At 60.4% G+C, this 19,566-nt stretch carries 17 protein-coding genes; 5 read left to right on the top strand and 12 right to left on the bottom strand.

Features of this window, described 5'->3' with window-relative positions; all coding sequences use genetic code 11:
• Window positions 1-30 precede the first annotated feature (30 nt).
• Window positions 31-2,124 (bottom strand): protein-disulfide reductase DsbD domain-containing protein, encoded by a 2,094-nt coding sequence (locus RCO31_RS15640; protein WP_308969338.1) that lies wholly within the window; start codon window positions 2,122-2,124, stop codon window positions 31-33.
• 312 nt (window positions 2,125-2,436) lie between these two features.
• Entirely contained in the window at window positions 2,437-4,107 is a 1,671-nt protein-coding gene (locus tag RCO31_RS15635) for a TIGR03767 family metallophosphoesterase (protein WP_308969337.1), read from the bottom strand.
• A gap of 115 nt (window positions 4,108-4,222) precedes the next feature.
• On the opposite strand from RCO31_RS15635, the gene RCO31_RS15630 reads away from it, so the two are divergent.
• A complete protein-coding gene (locus tag RCO31_RS15630) occupies window positions 4,223-4,477 on the top strand; it encodes a hypothetical protein (RefSeq protein WP_308969336.1) in 255 nt (84 codons plus the stop codon).
• Window positions 4,478-4,499: 22 nt separating this feature from the next.
• Here RCO31_RS15630 and RCO31_RS15625 read toward each other — a convergent pair whose 3' ends face one another.
• Entirely contained in the window at window positions 4,500-5,147 is a 648-nt protein-coding gene (locus RCO31_RS15625) for a polysaccharide deacetylase family protein (protein ID WP_308969335.1), read from the bottom strand.
• Window positions 5,148-5,697: 550 nt separating this feature from the next.
• Here RCO31_RS15625 and RCO31_RS15620 point away from each other — a divergent pair.
• Both RCO31_RS15620 and RCO31_RS15615 read left to right on the top strand, forming a co-directional pair.
• A complete protein-coding gene (locus RCO31_RS15620; protein WP_308969334.1) occupies window positions 5,698-6,273 on the top strand; it encodes a TRAP transporter small permease subunit in 576 nt (191 codons plus the stop codon).
• A 6-nt stretch (window positions 6,274-6,279) separates the two neighbouring features.
• On the top strand, window positions 6,280-7,815 hold the full coding sequence (locus RCO31_RS15615) for a TRAP transporter large permease subunit (protein ID WP_308969333.1): 1,536 nt from the start codon (window positions 6,280-6,282) through the stop codon (window positions 7,813-7,815).
• 66 nt (window positions 7,816-7,881) lie between these two features.
• Here RCO31_RS15615 and RCO31_RS15610 read toward each other — a convergent pair whose 3' ends face one another.
• On the bottom strand, window positions 7,882-8,991 hold the full coding sequence (locus RCO31_RS15610; protein WP_308969332.1) for a TRAP transporter substrate-binding protein: 1,110 nt from the start codon (window positions 8,989-8,991) through the stop codon (window positions 7,882-7,884).
• 345 nt (window positions 8,992-9,336) lie between these two features.
• Here RCO31_RS15610 and RCO31_RS15605 point away from each other — a divergent pair, with 345 nt between their 5' ends.
• Window positions 9,337-9,723: a hypothetical protein gene (locus RCO31_RS15605; RefSeq protein WP_308969331.1), complete on the top strand. Its 387-nt coding sequence runs from the start codon at window positions 9,337-9,339 to the stop codon at window positions 9,721-9,723.
• Between the two features lie 281 nt (window positions 9,724-10,004).
• On the opposite strand, the gene RCO31_RS34750 is transcribed toward RCO31_RS15605, so the two are convergent.
• Window positions 10,005-10,271, bottom strand: coding sequence for a DUF3551 domain-containing protein (locus RCO31_RS34750; RefSeq protein WP_374991493.1), 267 nt, complete (start codon window positions 10,269-10,271; stop codon window positions 10,005-10,007).
• Window positions 10,272-10,640: 369 nt separating this feature from the next.
• Between RCO31_RS34750 and RCO31_RS15600 the strand changes: the two genes are divergently transcribed.
• Entirely contained in the window at window positions 10,641-12,233 is a 1,593-nt protein-coding gene (locus RCO31_RS15600; protein WP_308969330.1) for a hypothetical protein, read from the top strand.
• A gap of 401 nt (window positions 12,234-12,634) precedes the next feature.
• On the opposite strand, the gene RCO31_RS15595 is transcribed toward RCO31_RS15600, so the two are convergent.
• From RCO31_RS15595 to RCO31_RS15565, 7 genes are read right to left on the bottom strand one after another with little or no spacing between them, the layout of a single operon-like run.
• Entirely contained in the window at window positions 12,635-14,077 is a 1,443-nt protein-coding gene (locus RCO31_RS15595; protein WP_308969329.1) for an MmgE/PrpD family protein, read from the bottom strand.
• Window positions 14,078-14,128: 51 nt separating this feature from the next.
• Complete coding sequence (leuD, locus tag RCO31_RS15590; RefSeq protein ID WP_308969328.1) at window positions 14,129-14,758, bottom strand: 3-isopropylmalate dehydratase small subunit; 630 nt, start codon at window positions 14,756-14,758, stop codon at window positions 14,129-14,131.
• Entirely contained in the window at window positions 14,758-16,155 is a 1,398-nt protein-coding gene (gene leuC, locus RCO31_RS15585) for a 3-isopropylmalate dehydratase large subunit (RefSeq protein WP_308969327.1), read from the bottom strand. Before leuC (RCO31_RS15585) ends, leuD (RCO31_RS15590) begins: the two co-directional genes overlap by 1 nt.
• A 29-nt stretch (window positions 16,156-16,184) precedes the next feature.
• Window positions 16,185-16,514: an isocitrate lyase/phosphoenolpyruvate mutase family protein gene (locus tag RCO31_RS15580; protein ID WP_308969326.1), complete on the bottom strand. Its 330-nt coding sequence runs from the start codon at window positions 16,512-16,514 to the stop codon at window positions 16,185-16,187.
• Window positions 16,515-16,534: 20 nt separating this feature from the next.
• Window positions 16,535-17,155, bottom strand: a complete 621-nt coding sequence (gene leuD, locus RCO31_RS15575) for a 3-isopropylmalate dehydratase small subunit (RefSeq protein ID WP_308969325.1) — start codon at window positions 17,153-17,155, stop codon at window positions 16,535-16,537.
• 12 nt (window positions 17,156-17,167) lie between these two features.
• The gene (gene leuC / locus RCO31_RS15570) at window positions 17,168-18,583 is read right to left on the bottom strand and encodes a 3-isopropylmalate dehydratase large subunit (protein WP_308969324.1); all 1,416 of its coding nucleotides are present in this window, start codon (window positions 18,581-18,583) and stop codon (window positions 17,168-17,170) included.
• A 46-nt stretch (window positions 18,584-18,629) separates the two neighbouring features.
• Complete coding sequence (locus RCO31_RS15565) at window positions 18,630-19,325, bottom strand: GntR family transcriptional regulator (protein WP_308969323.1); 696 nt, start codon at window positions 19,323-19,325, stop codon at window positions 18,630-18,632.
• Window positions 19,326-19,566: the final 241 nt, after the last annotated feature.

The raw sequence follows: 19,566 nt of genomic DNA, 5'->3' as shown, positions 1-19,566 counted from the left end.
TGCTGTCTCCATTTTCCAGTGTAACGCAATTCAGATTTGCTCGAGCGCATCCAGCACGAGGGACGGTGTCAGGATCTGCGGCAACACTACGGGCTCGCGACCGTCGCGATATAGCACATACAGCGGCACACCGCTCCGGCCGAACTTTTCAAGAAGACGTGTGATCTCCGGATTCCGGTTGGTCCAGTCTCCCTTCAGATATGTAACTTGCTTGCCGGCAAATGCCTCGCGCACGGCGCCTGTCGACAGGGCGGTGCGCTCGTTGACGAGGCAGGTGATGCACCATGCCGCCGTCAGGTTGACGAACACGGGCTGCCTGGAGGCAAGAAGCGCATCGAGCTTCTGCTGACTGAAGGCCTCGGAACTGACCTGCGGCGAGGCCCCCTGCGCGGTCGTCTCAGTCGGTCGATTGAGATCGATCACGATTGCCAGCGCCACGACGCCGACAACCGAGACAGCGGCCATGCCTCGCAGGGCGCGAGCTGACACATTGCTCTGCCCCTGCGACAGACCATAGGCCCATGCGCCGAAGGCGATCAGCACCAGGGATGCCAGTGCGGCAAGTAAGCCGGACGCGCCGACCTGAAAACTGAGCACCCAGACCAGCCAGGCGACCGTTGCGTAGAGCGGAAAGGCGAGGAACTGCTTCAACGTTTCCATCCACGGTCCCGGCCGCGGCAGCAGCCGCTGCAGGCCCGGCATGAAAGCGAGCACCAGAAACGGCAGCGCAAGTCCAAGCCCTAGCGCCAGAAAGACGGCAAGTCCGACTTGAAACGGCTGAGTAAGCGCAAAGCCGATCGACGCGCCCATGAACGGCGCCGTGCAGGGCGTCGCCACCACCGTTGCCAACACGCCGGCAAAAAACGATCCCGACAAGCCACCCTGCTGCAGCAGGCGGCTGCCGCCGACGCGCGTCAGCGACGTGCCGATGGTCAGGATTCCGGAGAGACTCAGTCCGAGCGCGAACAGGATGAACGCCAGGGACGCAACCACGAGCGGCGATTGCAGCTGGAAGCCCCAGCCGATTTCGGCGCCGCCGGAGCGCAGCGCATGGAGCACACCGGCCAGTATGGTGAAGCAGGCGAGTATTCCGAACGCATAGGCTACCCCGTGCAGTCGTACGCGGCGCGGCGTCTCCGCTTCATGTTGCGTCAGATGCAAAATCTTTATCGACAGCACCGGAAATACGCAGGGCATGAGGTTCAGGATGACGCCCGCGATCAGTGCGGATATCACGGCATAAAGGATGGTCAGACCGCCCTCGCCGGCCGCAAGCGCGGCAGATGGCGCAGCTTGAATCGCAAAAGCATGCCGGGCGAGTTTGCCGCCGACATCCTCCTCCAGCACCAGCACGCCATCGATGCGCTGCGGGATCGACTTCGCAATCTGGCTGCGTTCGATCGACAGACGCGTGGTCTCGCCGTCCGCCTGCAAGACCTGGGGGGCGGCATTGTCGATCAGCGTGTTGTCATACGGAAAGAACGTCGCCGAGCGGATGGCATCGCCGCGCAAATCCTGCGCGCGCAGGAACAGCGTGATCGCCTTGGTATCAGAGCCGAAGGCCGCGCTCCATGGCGATGGCTGCGGAAGCTGGCTGCGCGCCGCGTCGAACAGCGCATTGGTGTGTTGTGGCCTGCCCTGCTCCGATACGGGAAGCGAAAGGGAGACAGATGCTTCGCCGGGAATGCAAATTTTCTCGCAGACGAGATAGGCGACATCGGCGGCGAGATCGACGGTCGTGCCCGGCCTCACATCGCGCGGAGGCGTGACGCGTGCAAGGAGGATCGTATGGCCTTCGTAGCCGAAGTTCGCAGCCGGCCCGACGCGGATGAGCGACGGTGCCGGCCATTCAAGATCGCCGGCCGTAAAGCCCGGCGGCAGTTTCCACGTCGCCTGCGTCGGCTCTCCGGAGTCGCCCGGATTTTGCCAGTACGTATGCCAATGCTCCTTCATCGACAGCTTGATGCCAACGGTGAATGGCTCGCCCGGCACGATCGCGTCCGGCTCGGCCAGCAGTTCGACCTTGACGAGATCAGCCGGGTTTTGCGCCCGCGCGGATGAGCACGCGAAGCCGACAACGCACAGAACCAGGGCCAGGATTCGGTTGAGGTTGTTTAAGAGCATGAGCCTGAAAGCGCGGAACGACGACGGCGGAAGGTAGCATCTGTTTCATGCGAAGCCGGCGACGGGACAAACCCCTCGGCATCACAAGCACGTGAGAGAAACGTCGCATCTCCGCTTCATTTGGCCGCGGGTGCGGCCGTCTGCCGAAACGGATAAGCGCGTTTTCGCCAGAGCCGCGGCGATGCTCTAACCCACAGCGTCACCGCGAGTATCCGAGGCTCACCTGGGCTACCAGGGCTGATTGCGGATCGGTCCGTAGATTAAGGGCGTGCGCTTTCGTCCGCGGTGCGGCGAGGCCGCAACCTCAGCAGACTATGCGAAGGGTTTGCGTATGAGCAGTTCCACATTCAGATCTTCCGGCAGGCCGAGCCTGTAGGGCCGGTCGAGCGCCGGATCGTTCACCGCCGCTTCCAGGCTGAGCGCCGCCAGAGAGGCACGATTCTGAAGACCGGTGCGTTTGATGGCTTCGGGATCGGAATGATCGATCATCACGGCAAATATCGATAAGGTCTCGTCACCATTATCGACGATCTCGATCGTACGGGCTTGTTGGGGATAGTCGATATGCGACGCTGTGTTTATTTCCCAGAGGCCGTGGCCTCGCCCATCCTTGGCCGGATGCGACCAGACGCGGTTGCAATGTGTGTGCCCGTTCACCCAAAGCACGACGTTTGGGAAGCGTGCGAGCAATGCGAGAAAATCGTCCGAGCCGATGCGGTCGCTCTTCGTCTCCCCATGAGCCTTGGTCAGGTTATCAAAGGTCCTCGAATTATGATGACAAAACAGGACCACGAGTTGGTCGCGCCGCCCAGTCTCGGCAGATGACCCTTTCTCGGTAAGATAGCGCGAATGAACGCTTTCGAGCTGCTTGGTTAGCCAGGCAGCCTGAGCAGGATCGAGCGAGCCGTCGGCGCCGCCATTTGGATTGGTGCTGTCCAGCATGATGCCAACCACCCCGTCAGCCATCTGGAAGCGGTAATACGCGGTCTGTTGGGCGAGGTTCGCTTGCGAGAAACCATGTCCAGCCGGTCCTTTCGGACCCTCTTGCTCGAGATGAAGGCGGACGAAATCCGCGCGAGTGAACGGCTTTCTTTTCGAGGACGGGGTGATGGTCCGCATCGGCATGGTGTCAATCAGGGCCATCAATGCCCTGTCGTCTGCCGTCATGAGTTCGCCGAGGAAGCTTTGCACGTCCATGCCCTTGGGCAGGCCGGTGGGAAGCCGATTGCCGGTGGCAAGCGCCTCCAACAGCCGCGCGGCACCCACGCCTGCTGGAATGACGCCCTCGTCCAAGATATCGTGATTACCGAAGCCGCTATACCAACGCAAAGCAAGCCCTTGCGTCTGAATCGGAGCGCTGACGGCCTCGATGAACCCTTCCAGCGACGGATAGCCGTACGCCCGCTTCCAAAGGTCCTCTTTCTGGCCGCCCTTCACTGGCTCGGGGTGCCAAAAGGCATCGTAGGCGTCGCCTTCTCCCGGCGTCATATCCTGCAACCCCATGTAGAGGCCGCCGGCAGCGTTGAAGGTCGTTTTCTTTCCATTCAGAACGTCGATGACCGCCTCAAGTTCGTGGGTACTGCGACTGTCCGCGTTATCTCCAGTGGAGATAGCGAAGTCGAATGGACGCCCGGAGACGGGGCCTTTCCCGATGGCGTTGATGCGCCGGACCATTGCGTCAAGGACATGGACGGTGAGCGTGTCCTGTGGACGCGACGCGTTCGACAGCGGAGCGCCGGCAATGGATCCTCTGTACTGCCGAAGGAATGAGGCGTGTGATGGCGACGCAGCATCGATCACATGGAGGTCGGTCAAATGGGCGAAGGAGACCAAGGCGCGACGCCGGCCTTCTCGATCAGCCCCGGCCGCCATCAGATCCTCGCGCACGACAATCGGCCAACCAGCCTCTCGTGCCAGCACGCGGTAGGGCTTGCCTTTGGTGTGGTATTCGCCAGGACTGATGGACCGGTCGAGTGTCGTCACCCCGTTTGTGACGGACTCCGCCGCGAACGCGCCGGACACACAGCAGTTGCATACGGAAATGAAGGGCGCCGAGCTTCCTACCAGTAGTCCCGCTTTCAGGAGGCTACGGCGTGAGATGCGCGCGGCCGTGCTCAGTCTGCTTGAACCGACGGCGTCAGATTTGAACTTCGGCATTCTCGCCACACACCTCAACCTTGAGGGTCGTAGCATCATGCTCGAAGATTGCAGAATATCTGAGGGCCGCAAAAAGAATAAGCTCAAGATTTATCTTTTCGAGGCCCTGACGATGAGAGACATCCGCTCCATAGAGGCCGTCGTTCACGACAACCTCATCTCCGCCTTCTCAAGTGCGGCATGGACGATGTCCTGACCGTGACTACGTCCGGTTTCGATCAGATGACCGCGCCGGGTGGCGGGTGCCACTTGCGCCAATGCGCCGCCAGGTCGACGCGCCGCACGATCCACACCTTGGGATGACTTGCGAGCCAATCGAGAGCCTTTGCCAGTCCATACGCGCGCCCTGGATGAGCAATGATGCGGTTGTGAAGTCCGAAGCTGAGCATCCGCGGCGGATCTTCGTCGATCACGCATTGCACGGCGTTCTTTACGTAATCGAAGTAATCGGCACCGGTGGTGATGCCTTGCCGGCTGAAGCGTACGTCGTTGTGCACAAGCGAATAGGGAATCACAAGCTGATCGCGCGATCCGACCTTCACCCAGTAAGGAAGTTCGTCGTCGTAAGCGTCACTGTCGTAGGAATATCCTGCGTCCAGCAAAAGCGCTCGCGTGAAAAGAGACGGAGCATACCGCGTGTACCAGCCTTCCGGGCGGCTCCCCATACATTTGGTGATGATCTCTGTCGCAAGACGAATGTGATCGCGTTCCGCTTCAGGGGTGAGATTTGTGTGCATCTCCCACCGCAGCCCGTGACACGCGACATCCCATCCCGCTTCGCGGATCGCTGCCGCCGCTTCAGGGTTGCGCTCCAGAGCACGGGCGACGCCAAACACGGTGCAAGGAGCGTTTCGCTTGGTGAACATCCGATGCAGTCGCCAAAACCCGCCCGGCTCCCGTACATGAACATGCTCTCGGCCGCCAGATCACGGCCCGCAACGGCGGCGGTCGCGCCCTCTGTAAGCCCGGCCTCGGAAGCGGGATCACCGTCCGGTACGGAATACTCGCCGCCTTCCTCGTAGTTGATCACGAAATTGACGGCGACATGCGCACCATTCGGCCAGTGCGGATCCGGCGGCTGGCGACCGTAGCCCAGGAAATCACGTGAACGTCCAGCTTCTGCGTCGGTCATGTGTGGCCTTCCATCATCTGCCGCAGCTTCCTGTATCGCACCGATCGGTCAGCGAAGAGCCGTGATCGAACTGCCGACGGTGTGGCGTGAGTGCACGAATTATTGCCCAGATCGGTCGAGAAGAACACAGCGGATGATTGCGCACCGCAATGTCTGAGCGCAGCGCAGCAGTCACCCAGGCGCTGGCACACAGACGCCTGCTGCACTAACATCGACCTCACTTGGGAAGCGATGGGTGTCGCACTGAACGGCTCACACTCCAGTCGCAGAGCGGGCAAACTGCAATGACCATCATTTCAGCTCCCCAACAGCCTGTGCCACCTCGAGGCTATTTGGCGGTCATCCACGCTATCGACAAGTTCACGGAACTGACCGGCTACCTCTTTGTCCTCTCCATCATCCCGCTGATCTGCGCCAACGTCATCGAGGTCTTCGCCCGCTACGTCCTGGCCGATCCGACGATCTGGGCTCTCGATGTGACGACGATGTCCTACGCGACCTTGTTCATGCTGGGCTCGGCATTGGCGCTCCTGAAAGGCGCCCACATCCGTACTGACATACTGTGGGAAAACTTCTCCGATCGCACGAAGGGCATGATCGACAGCCTGGCATTCCTGCTGTTCTTCCTGCCGACAATGGTCATTCTGTTCTTCCTCTCGATCGATGACTTCCTTTACTCGCTGTCGATCGACGAGCGCGGAAGCTCCGGTGCCTGGACGCCGGTCTTGTGGCCGCTGCGCGGGGTTATTCCACTGACGGCCTTCATGCTCTTCGTGCAGGGAATCTCGGAGTTGATGAAGAGCCTATGGGCCTGGCGCACCGGGGCGTTTCTGACGAGGCACGAGAAGGTCGAGGTGTAAACAACCATGACCTCCGCCGCAGCGCTTGGACTTGCCATGCTCGCCGGCATGGTCTTCGTCATTTTCATCGGTTTCCCGATTTCCTTTACCCTGCTGTTTCTCGCGCTCGTTTTTGGCGTCATCGGCCTCGGGTGGGATCAGACGTTCAATCTCGCCTATCTGCAAATCTGGGGCACGATGAAAGACGAGATCTTTCCCGCCGTGCCGTTGTTCATCTTCATGGGCTACATGACCGAACAAGCCGGGCTCATGGAGCGGTTGTTCGGCGCGTTGCGCAGCCTTCTCGCGCCGGTGCGCGGCGCGCTCTATATCGCCGTAATCCTGACCGCGACTATCTTTGCGATGGCGACGGGCATCGTAGGCGCCGCGGTCACCGTGCTCGGCATCATGGCCGGATCGATGATGATCAAAACCGGCTATGACGCGCGGCTGTCGGCGGGTGCAATTGCCGCCGGCGGCACGCTCGGCATTCTGATCCCGCCGAGCGTCATGCTGGTGGTCATGGGGCCGGTGATGGGCGTGCCCGTCAATCTTCTCTATTCGGCGACGTTCGGCCCGGGTTTGCTGCTCGCCGGCTGCTACATCGCCTATTCGCTCGTCCGCAGCTTCATCGATCCGAAGCTTGGCCCAGCCATGACCATGGAGGAGCGCAAAGTCAGCTATGAGGCGATGACCACCGAAAAGGCGGATGCTCCCGTCATCAGTTTGGGTCTCCTGTGCCTGGTGGCAATTGCGTATCTCTTGTTCGACTGGTTGTTGGGTCAGGCACGTGCACCACGTCCGTCGTTTACAATCGGCCCGTTCGAACTGTCGGCGGTCGCTTCGGTGTTGGCGTTTCTGACTGCCTACCTCTACTTTCGGAACGCTTACTTCCGGGCTGTCGTCATCAGCATTGCGCCGCTGAGCGCGCTGATCGGATTTACCCTCGGAACGATCGTCGGCGGACTTGCCACGCCGACCGAGGCGGCCTCGTGCGGAGCGTTCGGCGCTGCCGTCCTTGCGCTCGTTTATGGCCGGCTCAGCATGAAATCGGCCACCAATGCGGCGATCGGCACGATGGTGACTTCGGCCATGGTGCTGTTTCTGGCGGTGGCCTCGACGGTCTTCGGCGCGGTCTTCACCAAGCTCGGTACGGCGAGCTTTATAACCAACTATCTGCTCGCCCTTCCGCTGAGCGACTGGTGGAAGCTGACGTTGATCATGGCGATCTTCTTCGTTCTCGGGTGGCCGTTCGAATGGCCCGTGATCATCCTGGTTTTCCTTCCGATCGTTTTTCCGGTGATCGAAAAGCTTCAGTTCGGCCTGAGCAAGCTCGAACTCCTGATCTGGTTTGGTGCACTGACCGCGGTCAATATGCAGACGTCGTATTTGAGCCCGCCCGTTGCCATGTCGGCGTACTACCTGCGGAACGTCGTTCCGCAATGGAGCTTGAGCACGATCTACAAGGGCATGTCAGACTACATGCTCATTCAGATCATTGTCCTCGGACTGCTGCTGCTGTTCCCCCAGATCGCACTCTGGTTGCCGAAACTTGTCAGGTGAGCACGATCGATCATCGTCGATACGAGAAGGGCGGCCGAGGCCACCCTTCTTTTCGTCGGCCCCGTCTTACTGTTTGACGGGCCAATAATGGTCGGCTTGCAACGCGTAGGGCGGAAACATGAAACGCTTGGCAGGCACGACCTTCGCGGCATAGGCCTTCTGAGACTCGTAGACCTTCTTGAAGAACGGATTCTTCGCAGCTTCCGCGGCGGCGAATTCGTCCCAGGTCTTGAGGAAGGCCTGATTGACCTCGGGCGGCGTCGTCAGGAGCTTGACACCGTGCTTCTCGGTGAACTCCGCGATCGCATCCGCATTCTGTCTCTGCAAGCTGGCCCACCAGCGCAGGAACGTCTCTGATGTGGCCGACTTGATCGCTTCCTGGTTCTGAGGAGGCAGGCTGTCCCACACGTCCTTGTTGATCGCGAGCTCGGCGACCGAGGCGCTTTCATGCATGCCGGGCGTGTAATGATACTTCCAGACCGTGTGCAGGCCGAGCCGCAGATCCTCTACTCCGCCGACCCACTCGGCACAATCGATCGTGCCACGCTCAGCGGCTGGCAGAATTTCACCGCCTGGCATGTTGACAACCGCCATTCCCATTTTGGCGTAGAGCTGGGAGACGATGCCGGTCTGCCGGCACTTCATCCCCCTGAAGTCGGGCAGATCCTTGATTGGACGCTTGAACCAGCCGAGCGCCTGCGGGCTCGGCGGAATGCTCGGAAACGCGACCAGGTTGAGCTTGAGCTCCTTCTGGTAGAACTCGTTCCACAGTTCGAGGCCGCCTCCCTCGTAGACCCAGCCGATGAAGTCGACAGCATCCATGCCGAAAATGCCGGCCGGCGTATTTGAAAACAGCGTCGCGGTGGCGCTCTTGCCGTACCACCAGTAGGAGATGCCGTAGGCACCGTCGATCACCTTCTTATGCGTGGCATCCAGGATCTCGAACGGCGGAACGACCGCACCGCCCGGCAAGGCTTCGATCTTGAGATTGCCGCCGGTCAGCTTGTCGACGCGCTCGGCAAAAAACTTGAGAGCGTCCTGTGTGGTTGACGATGGCGGAACGGCCGATTGTATCTTGAGGACTTTAGGCTGCTGAGCAAACGCGGTGCCGGCGAACGCCAACGCGGCGGAGGTTGCCGAGACCAGAGCTACTCTCCTAAGTGAACTCATTGTCATTGGGTGTCTCCTCCCTAGAGTGCAGGCGAGAGAGGTCCGCCGGCACCCCGACAGCCTACTGCGGCAAGGTGCTGTCAGCCAGTGCGGCTCTTTTTCCGGTTCTCACCCATTTCGAAACAAGCTGGGCATGCCGGTCTGCCTCAAGCCGATCAGTGGACCACGATGCGTCCATGCAGCGCAGAGGGAGCACACCCGGCGCTTTGCCATGTCCGTGCCAACACAACGACGCGCCGCAACCCTTCATCGCGTCTGGGACTAAGAACTCAAGACTGGTGGCCTGAATCCGAAGTTCGCTCTGAACTCGCTGCAAAGTATAGCGAACTTCGGATTCAGGACACTAGCGCGTTGATCGAAAATTACGGCGGCGGGACGGCGTGCCTCGGTTCGACAATACGGCCTGAGCCAGGTGTCCGGCGAGGAACGCAGGCCTCGACCGCCGCATTCCAGCAGAACGATTACTTCCTCAACCTGATGCTCGATCCGTTCGTCCCCAGCCGCGACGACACGATCGGCCCCGATGGCGCACCCCTGGTGAACCAGTATGCGAGTGAACGGACTGATGCCGCGACGCGCAGGCGCTCGCGCAGCGAGCAGGATGCCTATGCGGCGATGGCCCGCAAGGCGCCGCTGCGCAGCGGTGTGTTCGATCCCCGCTGGAGCATATGGGGCGCGGTCTATGGCGGCGAACTGAAGACCGATGGAGACGCTGCGGTGATCGGCTCGCACCGCTGAATTACGCGTCGAAGGACATCTCCACTTCGCGCACCGCGCTTGGTGCGCGCGCCGACGAGCAGGTCGCGCTGGGCGATGCATTGCTGACGCTGCGCGGCCGCGCAGCGTGGGTGCGAGCCGCCTGCAGTGGCGAACCCGCCGCGGTCGAGAAGCTGCTGGCCGTGTGCCAGCCGGACCTTCGCCGCTTTGCACGGCGAAACGCCGTCACTGGCGAGCATGCCGCGCTTTGGCAGCCTCTACCGCAAGGTCGGCGTTTTGGACGTTAGATGAAGTACCCGCTCTCACGGACCTGATTGGTTCCGATTCCAGTTTGCGCCTTTCCGGCTGTCGCGGGCGTTGGCTGCCCGAGGACGCGCCGGACCGCGGTACTGCGCCCGCGCTGAGCGCGCTGCAGGCGCAGAAGATAAACGGGGATTGCGCACGCAACTGCCGCCTCGTCCCCTCGCCGACTGCATGCACTGCGCCCTTGTATTGTAGCTGCACTGTTCACCACCTGACTTCGGTGCGCCACGCAGACAGTAGGCAAATGCGCGTGCTTGCGAGGACATCTCGGTCGCCTCTGCTGTGCGCGGAGCGATGTTCAGGATGGCCAAAGGCAAGGACACAGACAGCGCGAGGACTATTGAGACCTTGTTCATGAGGAGGCTCCTATCGACCTTGCGGATGCTCGAACGCAAGCCAGAGTGTTTGCTGTTCGCATCGGCTAGATGCAATCAAGGCCTTCGCGCGAAAAGGCTACAATGCGGGCTAACCCTGAAATGAACCGCGTAATAGCCCACCGCCAACTTGGTTCGATTAGTTTTAGCGGCTATTTGCGCAGTTTTTGGTATGAGTCGCGTGCGCTCCTTAAAATGTCATGAGCACTGCACTGCTAGCTACTTGTGTCATCCCTTCCGACACACCTGAAAGGCTGAGCAATGACGACATCGAATAGCTTTTCAATGAGACGTCGCGCATTTCTGGCAGGTAGCGCAGCCACGGTCATCGGTGTCCCGTCACAATCTGTTGCCCAATATGCCCCTGCGAGATCTTCTTCAACCACAGGCGTTGGCGTCTCTCTTGCGCCCGGCGATCTCGACACTGCCGTATCGCGGCTCCGGAGCCGCTTTTCCGGAGAGTTTAGTCCGGAATATGTCGAGAACGTCATTCTTCCGCATTTCCTGGTCTCGGTTTACCAGGGTGAGCGTCCGACGCTTCCTATGATCGGATTAGATCTGACCAAGGAGAATGCGCTTCCGAAAGACCTTTGGGGCATGATTAGCGAAACCTGGGGTCCGAATCCGCAAGCAGGTGTCACCGTTTTTCTTCAGGGGCTGGAGAAGCGCGGGCCGGAAAATCAACGCAAGCGCATCTACATGTCTGCGGTCACGCCGGACCTGTACCGTCCGATGTATAGCGACAAGGTCGTCGCCTTCTTCGACAAGTTGCTTGAGAACAGCAATGCGGGGCGCCCGTTGATGCGGCCCTATCTCGAAAATTACTTCGACATGTATTGGGACCTGCATCTCGGTGTCAAAGGCGATGCAATCCCGCAGCGAGTCCGCCAAATCGGCGAGGATTTCAACACTGTGCTCGCGTACCGCGATCCAACGCTAAAGATTGTTTATGAGAACTACATGTCGGTCCGCTCTAATCTCGACTATCTCAAAACATGGATCAACGAACGGCTCGGCGATCTGAAAAACGGCAAGACGCCGAACCCGGAAAAGACGTTCGCCTATTATTGGATCAGGAATGGCGGCGAGGGCGAAAACTTCGCACACAAGGACGTCGTGTTCGAATGTTTCCACAATTTCGTCGCCCTCAGCCAGTGGGGAAACACGATCTATAACATCATGGCCAGGCTGGAGAAAAGTTCGGGTGATCCCGATGCGAAGGCCTGGTTCAAAAGGACGATGGAAAACAACCCAGATCGATCGAGACCGAATGAGAACTTCACCCCGCTCGACCGTTACGTCATGGAGCTCTTCCGCGTCATCACGCCAAATGGTGGCAGCATCTCAGCGGTGGATGAAACGCGTACGCCCGCATTCGAACGCCACGGCTACATCGTCAGCCCTCACCTTTCAACGAGTATGGACCCCGTACAGTGGAAAGACCCGACGAAGTTCGATCCGAACCGCTACAATCTTGTGCCCACCAGCCACGAGAACGACGAGGATCATTGCAAGGAGATTGGCTTCGCCAAATGCCCATTCGAGCGGACGAAGTTCGATGTCAAGGACGGTCGCAAGGCAGCGATGCACAACAGCGCGTTCGGCACCGTTTACGGCATCGTTGGGGGCAAACCGCTTCCGGTCTGCGATCATGCCGGCTTCGCGCCGTTCGGCTTTGGTTATCGACGCTGTCCAGGCGAACAGCTTACCATTCAGGTGTTCGAGGACTTCCTGAAGAAGGTCTGGAAAGAAAGGATCCAATTCGAGAAGTTGAACGTTGCAAATCCGGAACGTCTGCCGGTTGGGCCGACGACCGTCATCGAAGACAATCTCGGGTTCACTCGCGCAGCGTAATCCCGGGACGGACAGACGGAATTGGTCAAGCGGGTCGCCGGCTATTCAACGCATTGATGCGCTGACGTCAGGGGGCGCACGTCGTCTCGATCACGACGCCAACGCGGGTAAGGACAGGTTGGGATGCCGATGGCAACGTCCGGTTCACTAGGTAGACCTACGGGCTAGGCTCGCGGTCGAGCAGACTAACCGCATGTGCTGCTTGCGGCGCCATCCATCACTTTTGAGCAGCGACGACCCGTGCCCAACCGCAAGCGGTCCGTCCACCGAGACGTGAGCGATCAATAAACAGATCAATCAAGAGAATAAGCCCGGAGACTCACGCGCCGCATCAACGTACGCCGACGTTCATCGCCTGCAAAAATCCAAATCTGTCACCGAGCACACCTTCGCGAACAGTTTCACTTGAACGCCGCGCCGACCTCGGTTCCGAGCAATGCGGCCAGTTCGGTCACATCTCGCATTTTCTCAAGATTCATAACACGATCCTCGATCGCCGCCTGTCTCTTCGGATCGATGATGCCATCGGTCAGCATCCGATACTTTCTCGCGACTTCCGAATTGGTCAGCGGCTGACCGATGGTACGCGCCATCTCGACGAAGTGCTCGATCTTCTCTCCGTTCTTTAATCGCACAACCATTCGGGTGTTGCGGACCGACGGCCCACCCTTGTCGAATTCTGGATCGTGATGGGCAGTGATCCGTGGGATCAGAGCCCACACATCATCACCGTCAATCCGCTGCGGAGCGAACTGCCGAACCATCGCCGCCCCGTCGAGGATCGCCACCGCGACCGCGTAGCCGACATTCATCTGCGCGCCGATCGGCGTTAGCGGCCGCTCCAGCACCCACCACCCGTGGTGATAGGCCGAGTGCGACATATAGATATCGATGTGCTCGATTTCCTCGCTTTTGAACGGACGCTTGTCCATGATGTCGAAAATTGCATCGAGCGGCGCGTGAAGCGCTCCCATCGCCGCATAAGGCTTGATCGCAATGCGATTGGTTTCCCACCGATCGCCCAAGCCTCGCGTGATCTGGCTGGCATCCGGATCGTGGCCTTCACCGAACACGGACAGGAACCCGCCGTATTCGCGCTCGAACACGCGCTTGATGCCAGTGTACCCGGAGGCTGCGAGCAGCGCGGAATACAAGCCATTGCGCGCTGAGAAGCCGTGATGCATGCGCTTGCACATCGCTTCGAACTGCGCCGCCATCAGCCCTGCGGATTGCGTGCCGGCGAGACCGACCGCGTCCTCGAAACGCGCGGCGTCAAGGCCCAGCAGTTTTCCAGCGGCGACGGCGCTCGCGTGCGTTCCGAAAACCGATCCGGAGTGCCATCCGCGTGACAGCATCTGAGCGCCGTGCAACGCCATGCCCACGCGCGGCCCGACCTCGAATCCTGCGATCGCGGCGAGCAGAAAATCCTTACCGGTCACCTGACCGAGTTCCTCGGCGCAGGCGAGCAGTGATGGGATCACGACCGCTGCACTGTGCAGCGGTCCGCCTGGATGAAAATCGTCGAGTTCGAAGCCCTGAATGAATGTGCCGTTCAAAAGCGCCGCCACCGGTCCACTCGCAGTCCGATTCCAGCCGATGATCGTCTTGTTGCCTGTCCCCTCGATGCGCAGGATCGCCTCAACCGCGGTGCGCGACCACGGCAACTGCGCACCAACCAGCGCGCAGGCGACGCCATCGAGAACCAGTGCCTTGGCGCGCGCCTGCGCGTCGCCCGGAACATCCTTCAACGCAAGTTTTTCCAGCCAGTTGCAGAGCTGCCCGGTCGGCCCTTTGCTATCGGTCGGCCCTTCGAAAGTCCCATTGAACGCAAGGCTGGCAGGCATGAGCGATTCCCCGTCTTGATTTTGACCTCTGTAGTTTTGAAAGTCGTGCCGTCAGCGCGCCGGCCTTCCGCCCGTATCCCACACCCACGGTCGCGCCAAACGGTCGGCCGACTGCCACACACCGATGGCACTGGAGCGCGCAAGCGTAAGGCCTATGTCGTCGAGCCCTGCCAGCAACGCCTCGCGCCGCATGGGGTCAATGGTGAAGTCGACGGTCCTGCCGCTCGGCGTCGTTACCTTCGATCGTTCGAGATCGACAGTGAACGCACCGGACAGTTCGGCTGCTTCCCGCGCTAGCATCTGAATCTGAGAATCGGGAAGCCGGATCGGTAGCATCCCGTTTTGAAAGCAGTTGCCATAGAAGATATCGCCAAAGCTCTCGGCAATGACGCAACGCAGGCCCATACCCATCAGTGCCCACACCGCCCCCTCGCGCGAAGAACCGCAGCCAAAATTCCGGCCGGCGATCAGAATCGGCGCGTCGCGATATTTCGATTGATTGAACGGAAAATCCGGATTCTCGCTGCCGTCGGCGCGATAGCGCAACGCTTCGAGCGCAAATCGGCCGAGCTTGCTGCGATCTGCATTGGTCAGCCGCTCGATGCGAATAACGACATCGGTGTTAATGTTGGTTTGCATCAGCGCCGCGGCGCCGCCTTTGACGACCCTGAACGGTTCCATCACAGACACCTCACATCGCTGATCGCTCCGGTTACGGCGGCTGCAACGGCCATCGCGGGGCTTGCCAGGTGTGTCCGTGCATGCGGCCCCTGACGTCCTACGAAGTTGCGGTTGGTCGTCGACACGCAACGCGCGCCGGGCGGTATGCGCTCGCCGTTTGCTGCGACACACATGCTACAGCCCGGCTCGCGCCACTGGAATCCCGCGTTCCGGAAGATGCGATCGAGACCTTCTGCCTCGGCCTGACGCTTGACCGCAAGCGAACCCGGCACCACCCAGGCCGTCACGCGCGCGTCTACTCGGCGGTCTTTCGCAAAACGCGCCGCATCGCGCAGATCGCTCAGGCGCGAGTTGGTGCATGAGCCGATGAACACCCAATCGACCTTCGTGCCGGCGATGGAGCGACCCGCCTCGAGCCCCATATAATCCAGCGCCGCGCGCATCGTAGCGCGTGCATCAAGATCGGACTCCGTCGATGGATCGGGAATCATGTCGTCGATCGCAATCGCGTGTTGTGGACTGGTGCCCCAGGTGATGGTCGGGGAGACCTCCGCGACATTGACGGTCTCGTCGCGATCGAAGGCCGCATCATCGTCACTTGCAAGCGAACGCCAATGCAGCAACGCCTGCTCGAGCACCTTTCCGCCAGGTGCGAATGGACGGCCCGCGAGATACGCAAAGGTCTTATCGTCGGGCGCGACGATACCGGATTTCGCACCCATCTCGACCGACAGGTTGCAGATGGTCAGGCGGCCGTCGATGTCCATTTGGCGAATGGCAGACCCTGCATACTCAATGCTGTGCTCAACGCCAGCGGCGGCGCCGAATTTTCCAATCACGTGCAGGATGACGTCTTTCGGTGTAACGCCCTGCCCCAAGGCACCGTCGAGGCGTATGCGCATGCGCCGCGGCTTGCGCTGCCGGATCGTTTGCGTGGCGAGTGCATGCACGCATTCGGTCGATCCGACACCGAATGCGAGCGCACCCATGCCTCCATTCGTGCATGTATGACTGTCGCCACAGATCAGCGTAGCGCCTGGCAGCACAAGCCCGAGTTCCGGACCCATGACATGCACGATGCCCTGCCCGTCCTCGCCGAGATCGAACAGGCGGATGCCCGCCTCTCTTGTCATCTTGCGCAAGCCGGACCACAGCTGCGCGCCTTCGGGGAAGGTCTCGCCGGTACGACCCGGGGCGCTCGACACTGCATGATCGGGCGTCGCGAACACCAGTTCGGGATTGCGCACCTTCAGTCCGCGCCGCTTCAACTCGTTCAGCGCGGGCGCACCGCCAAGATCGTGGATCAGCAGCCTATCGATGTGCAGCAGCGCCCAGCCATCGCCGAAATCCTCTATGACATGACTCTCCCAGATCTTGTCGAACAAAGTTTGCGGCATGGAATCGTCCTCGCTCGGTTACGGGAGTTTCATGAGCCTGTCGTTGTCGGGCGGCGCCGCAGGCTGCTCCAGTCATCGGCGCCAAACCTGCGGAAGGCGTCCATCGGGGCTGACTCCGGCTTCGCGGGCGCAGACATCTGCGTCTCGCTCAGCCTGCCGGCGTTCTCCGCCATCTCGGTCAGCGTCAGCAAGCCGAAGTTAGGACAACCCCTCGAGGCGGAAGTTCCGGCACCGGTCGTGTAGGCCGCTGCAAAACCCGCCTGCTCGACCAACCGCGCCGTAAGGCCATCGAACACGTCGGGCGCGGTGACGATGCCGGGCCCCTGCATCAACGTGCGGAGTTGCCTGGTGCCAGTCATCGAACACCTCCCTTAGGGACTTATGCCGCCCGGTAAGCCCAAGGACGCTTGATCCGGTCGCGCGAACGAAATGCGTCAGTCTCGGCCGCGCGGCGCAGGGTCACGTCGATTTCGTCCGCACCAAGCAGCAGCATCTCTCGCAACACGCCCGGCGCCTTGAAGGATTTTCGTGTTCCATCAGGCGCGGTCACGGTTTGATTCGAGAGATCTACGATGACCTTCGCATTCCCTTGCGCCGCCTCCATCTGCATTGCGATGGACCGGATGTCTTCGATCGGCATTTCGATCGGCAGCAAGCCGTTACGAAAACAGTTGTTGTAGAAGATCCCGCCGAAACTCGGCGCGATCACTGCACGGAATCCCCACGCCCGCAGCGCTTGTGGAGCCGACTCTCGTGACGAACCGCAGCCGAAATTGCGATCGGCCAGCAAAATCTGCGCCTTGTTCCATGGCTCGCGATTGAGAATGAATTCGGGATTCGGCTCGCGATCGCCGATATAGCGCCAGTAGGCGAACAGGCTTGCCGCCGCGCCCTCCGTTCGCATGCGCACCAACTCCTTGCCGGGCGTGATTTGATCGGTGTCGATATTGATGCGAAGGATTGGAACGGCAACACCTTCGACGGTGGTAAGCTTTTCCATCGTTGTTCTCCGTCAGGCAATGACGGTGCGGGCGTCGGCAATTCTTCCGGCAATCGCGGAGGCCGCCACCGTCACCGGACTGGCGAGATGCGTTCGAGTCTGTGGGCCCTGGCGGCCCTCGAAATTGCGATTGGTCGTGCTGATCACCCGCAGGTTTGCAAAATAGTCGCCGCCTTGACTGGCGCACATCGCGCAGCCGGATTCGTGCCATTCGAAACCTGCGTCGCGAAATGTCCTGTCGAGACCTTCTGCTTCGGCGGCCCGTTTGACGGTCGATGATCCCGGCACGCAGATCGCCCGCACCCCCGGCGCGACCTTTCTGCCCTTCAACACTGCCGCGGCGTCGCGAAGGTCCGAGATGCGCGCGTTGGTGCACGAGCCGATATACGCCGCGTCGATTTTAACGCCGTCGAGTGGCGTGCCCGGCCTGAGTTGAATGTACTCGATCGCCCGCTCCAGGAGTGTGCGCACGCCGGGATCCGACATATCGGCGGGATCGGGAACGCGGTCGCCGATGCCTGCAACCTGTTGCGGACTCGTGCCCCACGTCACCTGCGGCTGAATCCTGGCGCAGTCGATGGTTACCTCCTGGTCGAACACGGCGTGCTCATCGGTGGCAAGCGATCGCCAGTAGGCTACTGCCTCATCCCACGCGTGGCCCTTTGGCGCAAAATCGCGTCCCTTGATGTAATCGAACGTGACATCGTCAGCTGGCACGAAGCCATATTTCGCCTGAAACTCGATCGCCATGTTGCAGATGGTCATCCGGCCTTCGACCGACATCTTGCGGATTGCCGAGCCGGCGAATTCGGCGGCGTAGCCAATGCCGCCATTGGCGCCAATCTCTCCGATCAAATAAAGGATGAGGTCTTTCGGATAGACACCAGGCCCGACCTCGCCCTCAAAGTTGATGCGCATGGTCTTCGGCCGGACCTGCGCCAGCGTCTGCGTCGCCAACACGTGCTCGCACTCGGTCGAGCCGATGCCCCAGGCCAGTGCGCCGACGCCGCCGACCGTGCATGTGTGGCTATCGCCGCAAACAAGCGTGGTGCCCGGCAACGCAATACCGAGTTCGGGTGACACCACGTGCACGATGCCTTGGCGCGCGTCGGTCGAATCGAAAAAGGTGATGCCGTACTTGTGCGACAGCTGACGCATCGACTGGATCAGTTCAACACCGCCGCGCGAGGCTGTATCATCCGGGCCGCGGCCCGGCCTGCTGGAAATGAGATGGTCAACAACGCCGAACACCTGATCCCGGCTATTGATGGGGCGGCCCGACTCTTCGAGCCTGGCGATCGCCGCGCTGCCGCTGAGGTCGTGAAGGAAGAGACGGTCGATCTGCAGAAGCGACGCGCCGTCGCCAAGATCGGCGATCACATGGTCGTTCCACATCTTTTCGAAGAACGTCTGCGGTTTCGCCATCATTCCTCCCTTGAATTTTCTTGTTTTGAACCGCGGTGACCTCGTTAGCCTATTCTGCGGCCTGTTGAGCCTCTAACATCTTCAGATTGTCGATACTCGCTTCGCGCAGACGTGAGATATGACGGCGCATGAGAATTTCCGCGCACTCCGCATCACGATGTTCAATCGCCTCGAGAATACGTTGATGCTCGCGCCAGGAATCCTCCGTGCCGTGGCATAGCCAACTCGCCCGCGAATACCAGAGCCGCAGAAGCTGGTAATAATCGCGATTGATGATGCGTCGCAGTCGGCTGTTGTGGCTGCCGTGGACGATGTGCATGTGGAAATCGCGATCATAGCCTGCGGACCTGCCGCGCTCGCGTTCCTCCTCGAACACCTTTCGCAATTGAATCCGCTCGTCGGCAGTCATGTTGATCGCGGCAAGCCGCGCGGCCATGCCTTCGAGAGATTCGCGAATGATGAAGGTCTCGATGATTTCTTCCGTCGAATGAATGACGACGCGTGCGCCGGCATTCGGCGTGCAACTCACAAGCTGCCGTTCCTCAAGCCGCCTGATCGCCTCGCGCAGCGGACCGCGGCTGATCCCGAAACGCTTCGCCAGATCCGGCTCGCTCAGCTTGGCGCCCGGAGGAAGCTCCCCAGAGACGATTTCCTCAAAGATCGCAGCGTAAATGCGTTTGACTTCCACGCCGCCGCGACGAAGCGGCCGCGTATCGTTTCCTCGCAGATCGGCGCGTGCGGACATCGATGATCCCTTTGCAAGGAGGAGAATGAAGATCGAAAATCGAAAATGTCAACACCTTGAGAGTCTCAGCTCAACGACTCCACGGTTTTCTATCGTTTTCCGTTTATGTGTTGACACTTCCGTCATTGAAGGATCAGTGTAGGGCCAGAAAAAAAGTGGGAGTGAAGCGGCCGTGCCGCAGAGCGCTGACGAAACCCGGCATCTCGCGCGGGCATGCCGGCATGCGATTGGGAGGTTGTTC

The organism is Bradyrhizobium sp. LHD-71 (assembly GCF_031157255.1).
Taxonomy (GTDB): domain Bacteria; phylum Pseudomonadota; class Alphaproteobacteria; order Rhizobiales; family Xanthobacteraceae; genus P52-10.
Note: the sequence above shows the minus strand (reverse complement) of the source record. Positions and strands in the feature narration are given on the sequence as shown.

What these genes read in the sequence shown, in the direction of transcription:
- RCO31_RS15565 (WP_308969323.1), bottom strand. Translation starts at nt 19,325, where the DNA reads ATGTCCGCACGCGCCGATCTGCGAGGAAACGATACGCGGCCGCTTCGT.
- RCO31_RS15625 (WP_308969335.1), bottom strand. Translation starts at nt 5,147, where the DNA reads ATGTTCACCAAGCGAAACGCTCCTTGCACCGTGTTTGGCGTCGCCCGT.
- RCO31_RS15620 (WP_308969334.1), top strand. Translation starts at nt 5,698, where the DNA reads ATGACCATCATTTCAGCTCCCCAACAGCCTGTGCCACCTCGAGGCTAT.
- RCO31_RS15595 (WP_308969329.1), bottom strand. Translation starts at nt 14,077, where the DNA reads ATGCCTGCCAGCCTTGCGTTCAATGGGACTTTCGAAGGGCCGACCGAT.
- RCO31_RS15610 (WP_308969332.1), bottom strand. Translation starts at nt 8,991, where the DNA reads ATGACAATGAGTTCACTTAGGAGAGTAGCTCTGGTCTCGGCAACCTCC.
- RCO31_RS15615 (WP_308969333.1), top strand. Translation starts at nt 6,280, where the DNA reads ATGACCTCCGCCGCAGCGCTTGGACTTGCCATGCTCGCCGGCATGGTC.
- RCO31_RS15600 (WP_308969330.1), top strand. Translation starts at nt 10,641, where the DNA reads ATGACGACATCGAATAGCTTTTCAATGAGACGTCGCGCATTTCTGGCA.
- leuC (WP_308969324.1), bottom strand. Translation starts at nt 18,583, where the DNA reads ATGATGGCGAAACCGCAGACGTTCTTCGAAAAGATGTGGAACGACCAT.
- RCO31_RS15640 (WP_308969338.1), bottom strand. Translation starts at nt 2,124, where the DNA reads ATGCTCTTAAACAACCTCAACCGAATCCTGGCCCTGGTTCTGTGCGTT.
- RCO31_RS15580 (WP_308969326.1), bottom strand. Translation starts at nt 16,514, where the DNA reads ATGACTGGCACCAGGCAACTCCGCACGTTGATGCAGGGGCCCGGCATC.
- leuC (WP_308969327.1), bottom strand. Translation starts at nt 16,155, where the DNA reads ATGCCGCAAACTTTGTTCGACAAGATCTGGGAGAGTCATGTCATAGAG.
- RCO31_RS15630 (WP_308969336.1), top strand. Translation starts at nt 4,223, where the DNA reads ATGCGCGCGGCCGTGCTCAGTCTGCTTGAACCGACGGCGTCAGATTTG.
- leuD (WP_308969325.1), bottom strand. Translation starts at nt 17,155, where the DNA reads ATGGAAAAGCTTACCACCGTCGAAGGTGTTGCCGTTCCAATCCTTCGC.
- RCO31_RS34750 (WP_374991493.1), bottom strand. Translation starts at nt 10,271, where the DNA reads ATGTCCTCGCAAGCACGCGCATTTGCCTACTGTCTGCGTGGCGCACCG.
- leuD (WP_308969328.1), bottom strand. Translation starts at nt 14,758, where the DNA reads ATGGAACCGTTCAGGGTCGTCAAAGGCGGCGCCGCGGCGCTGATGCAA.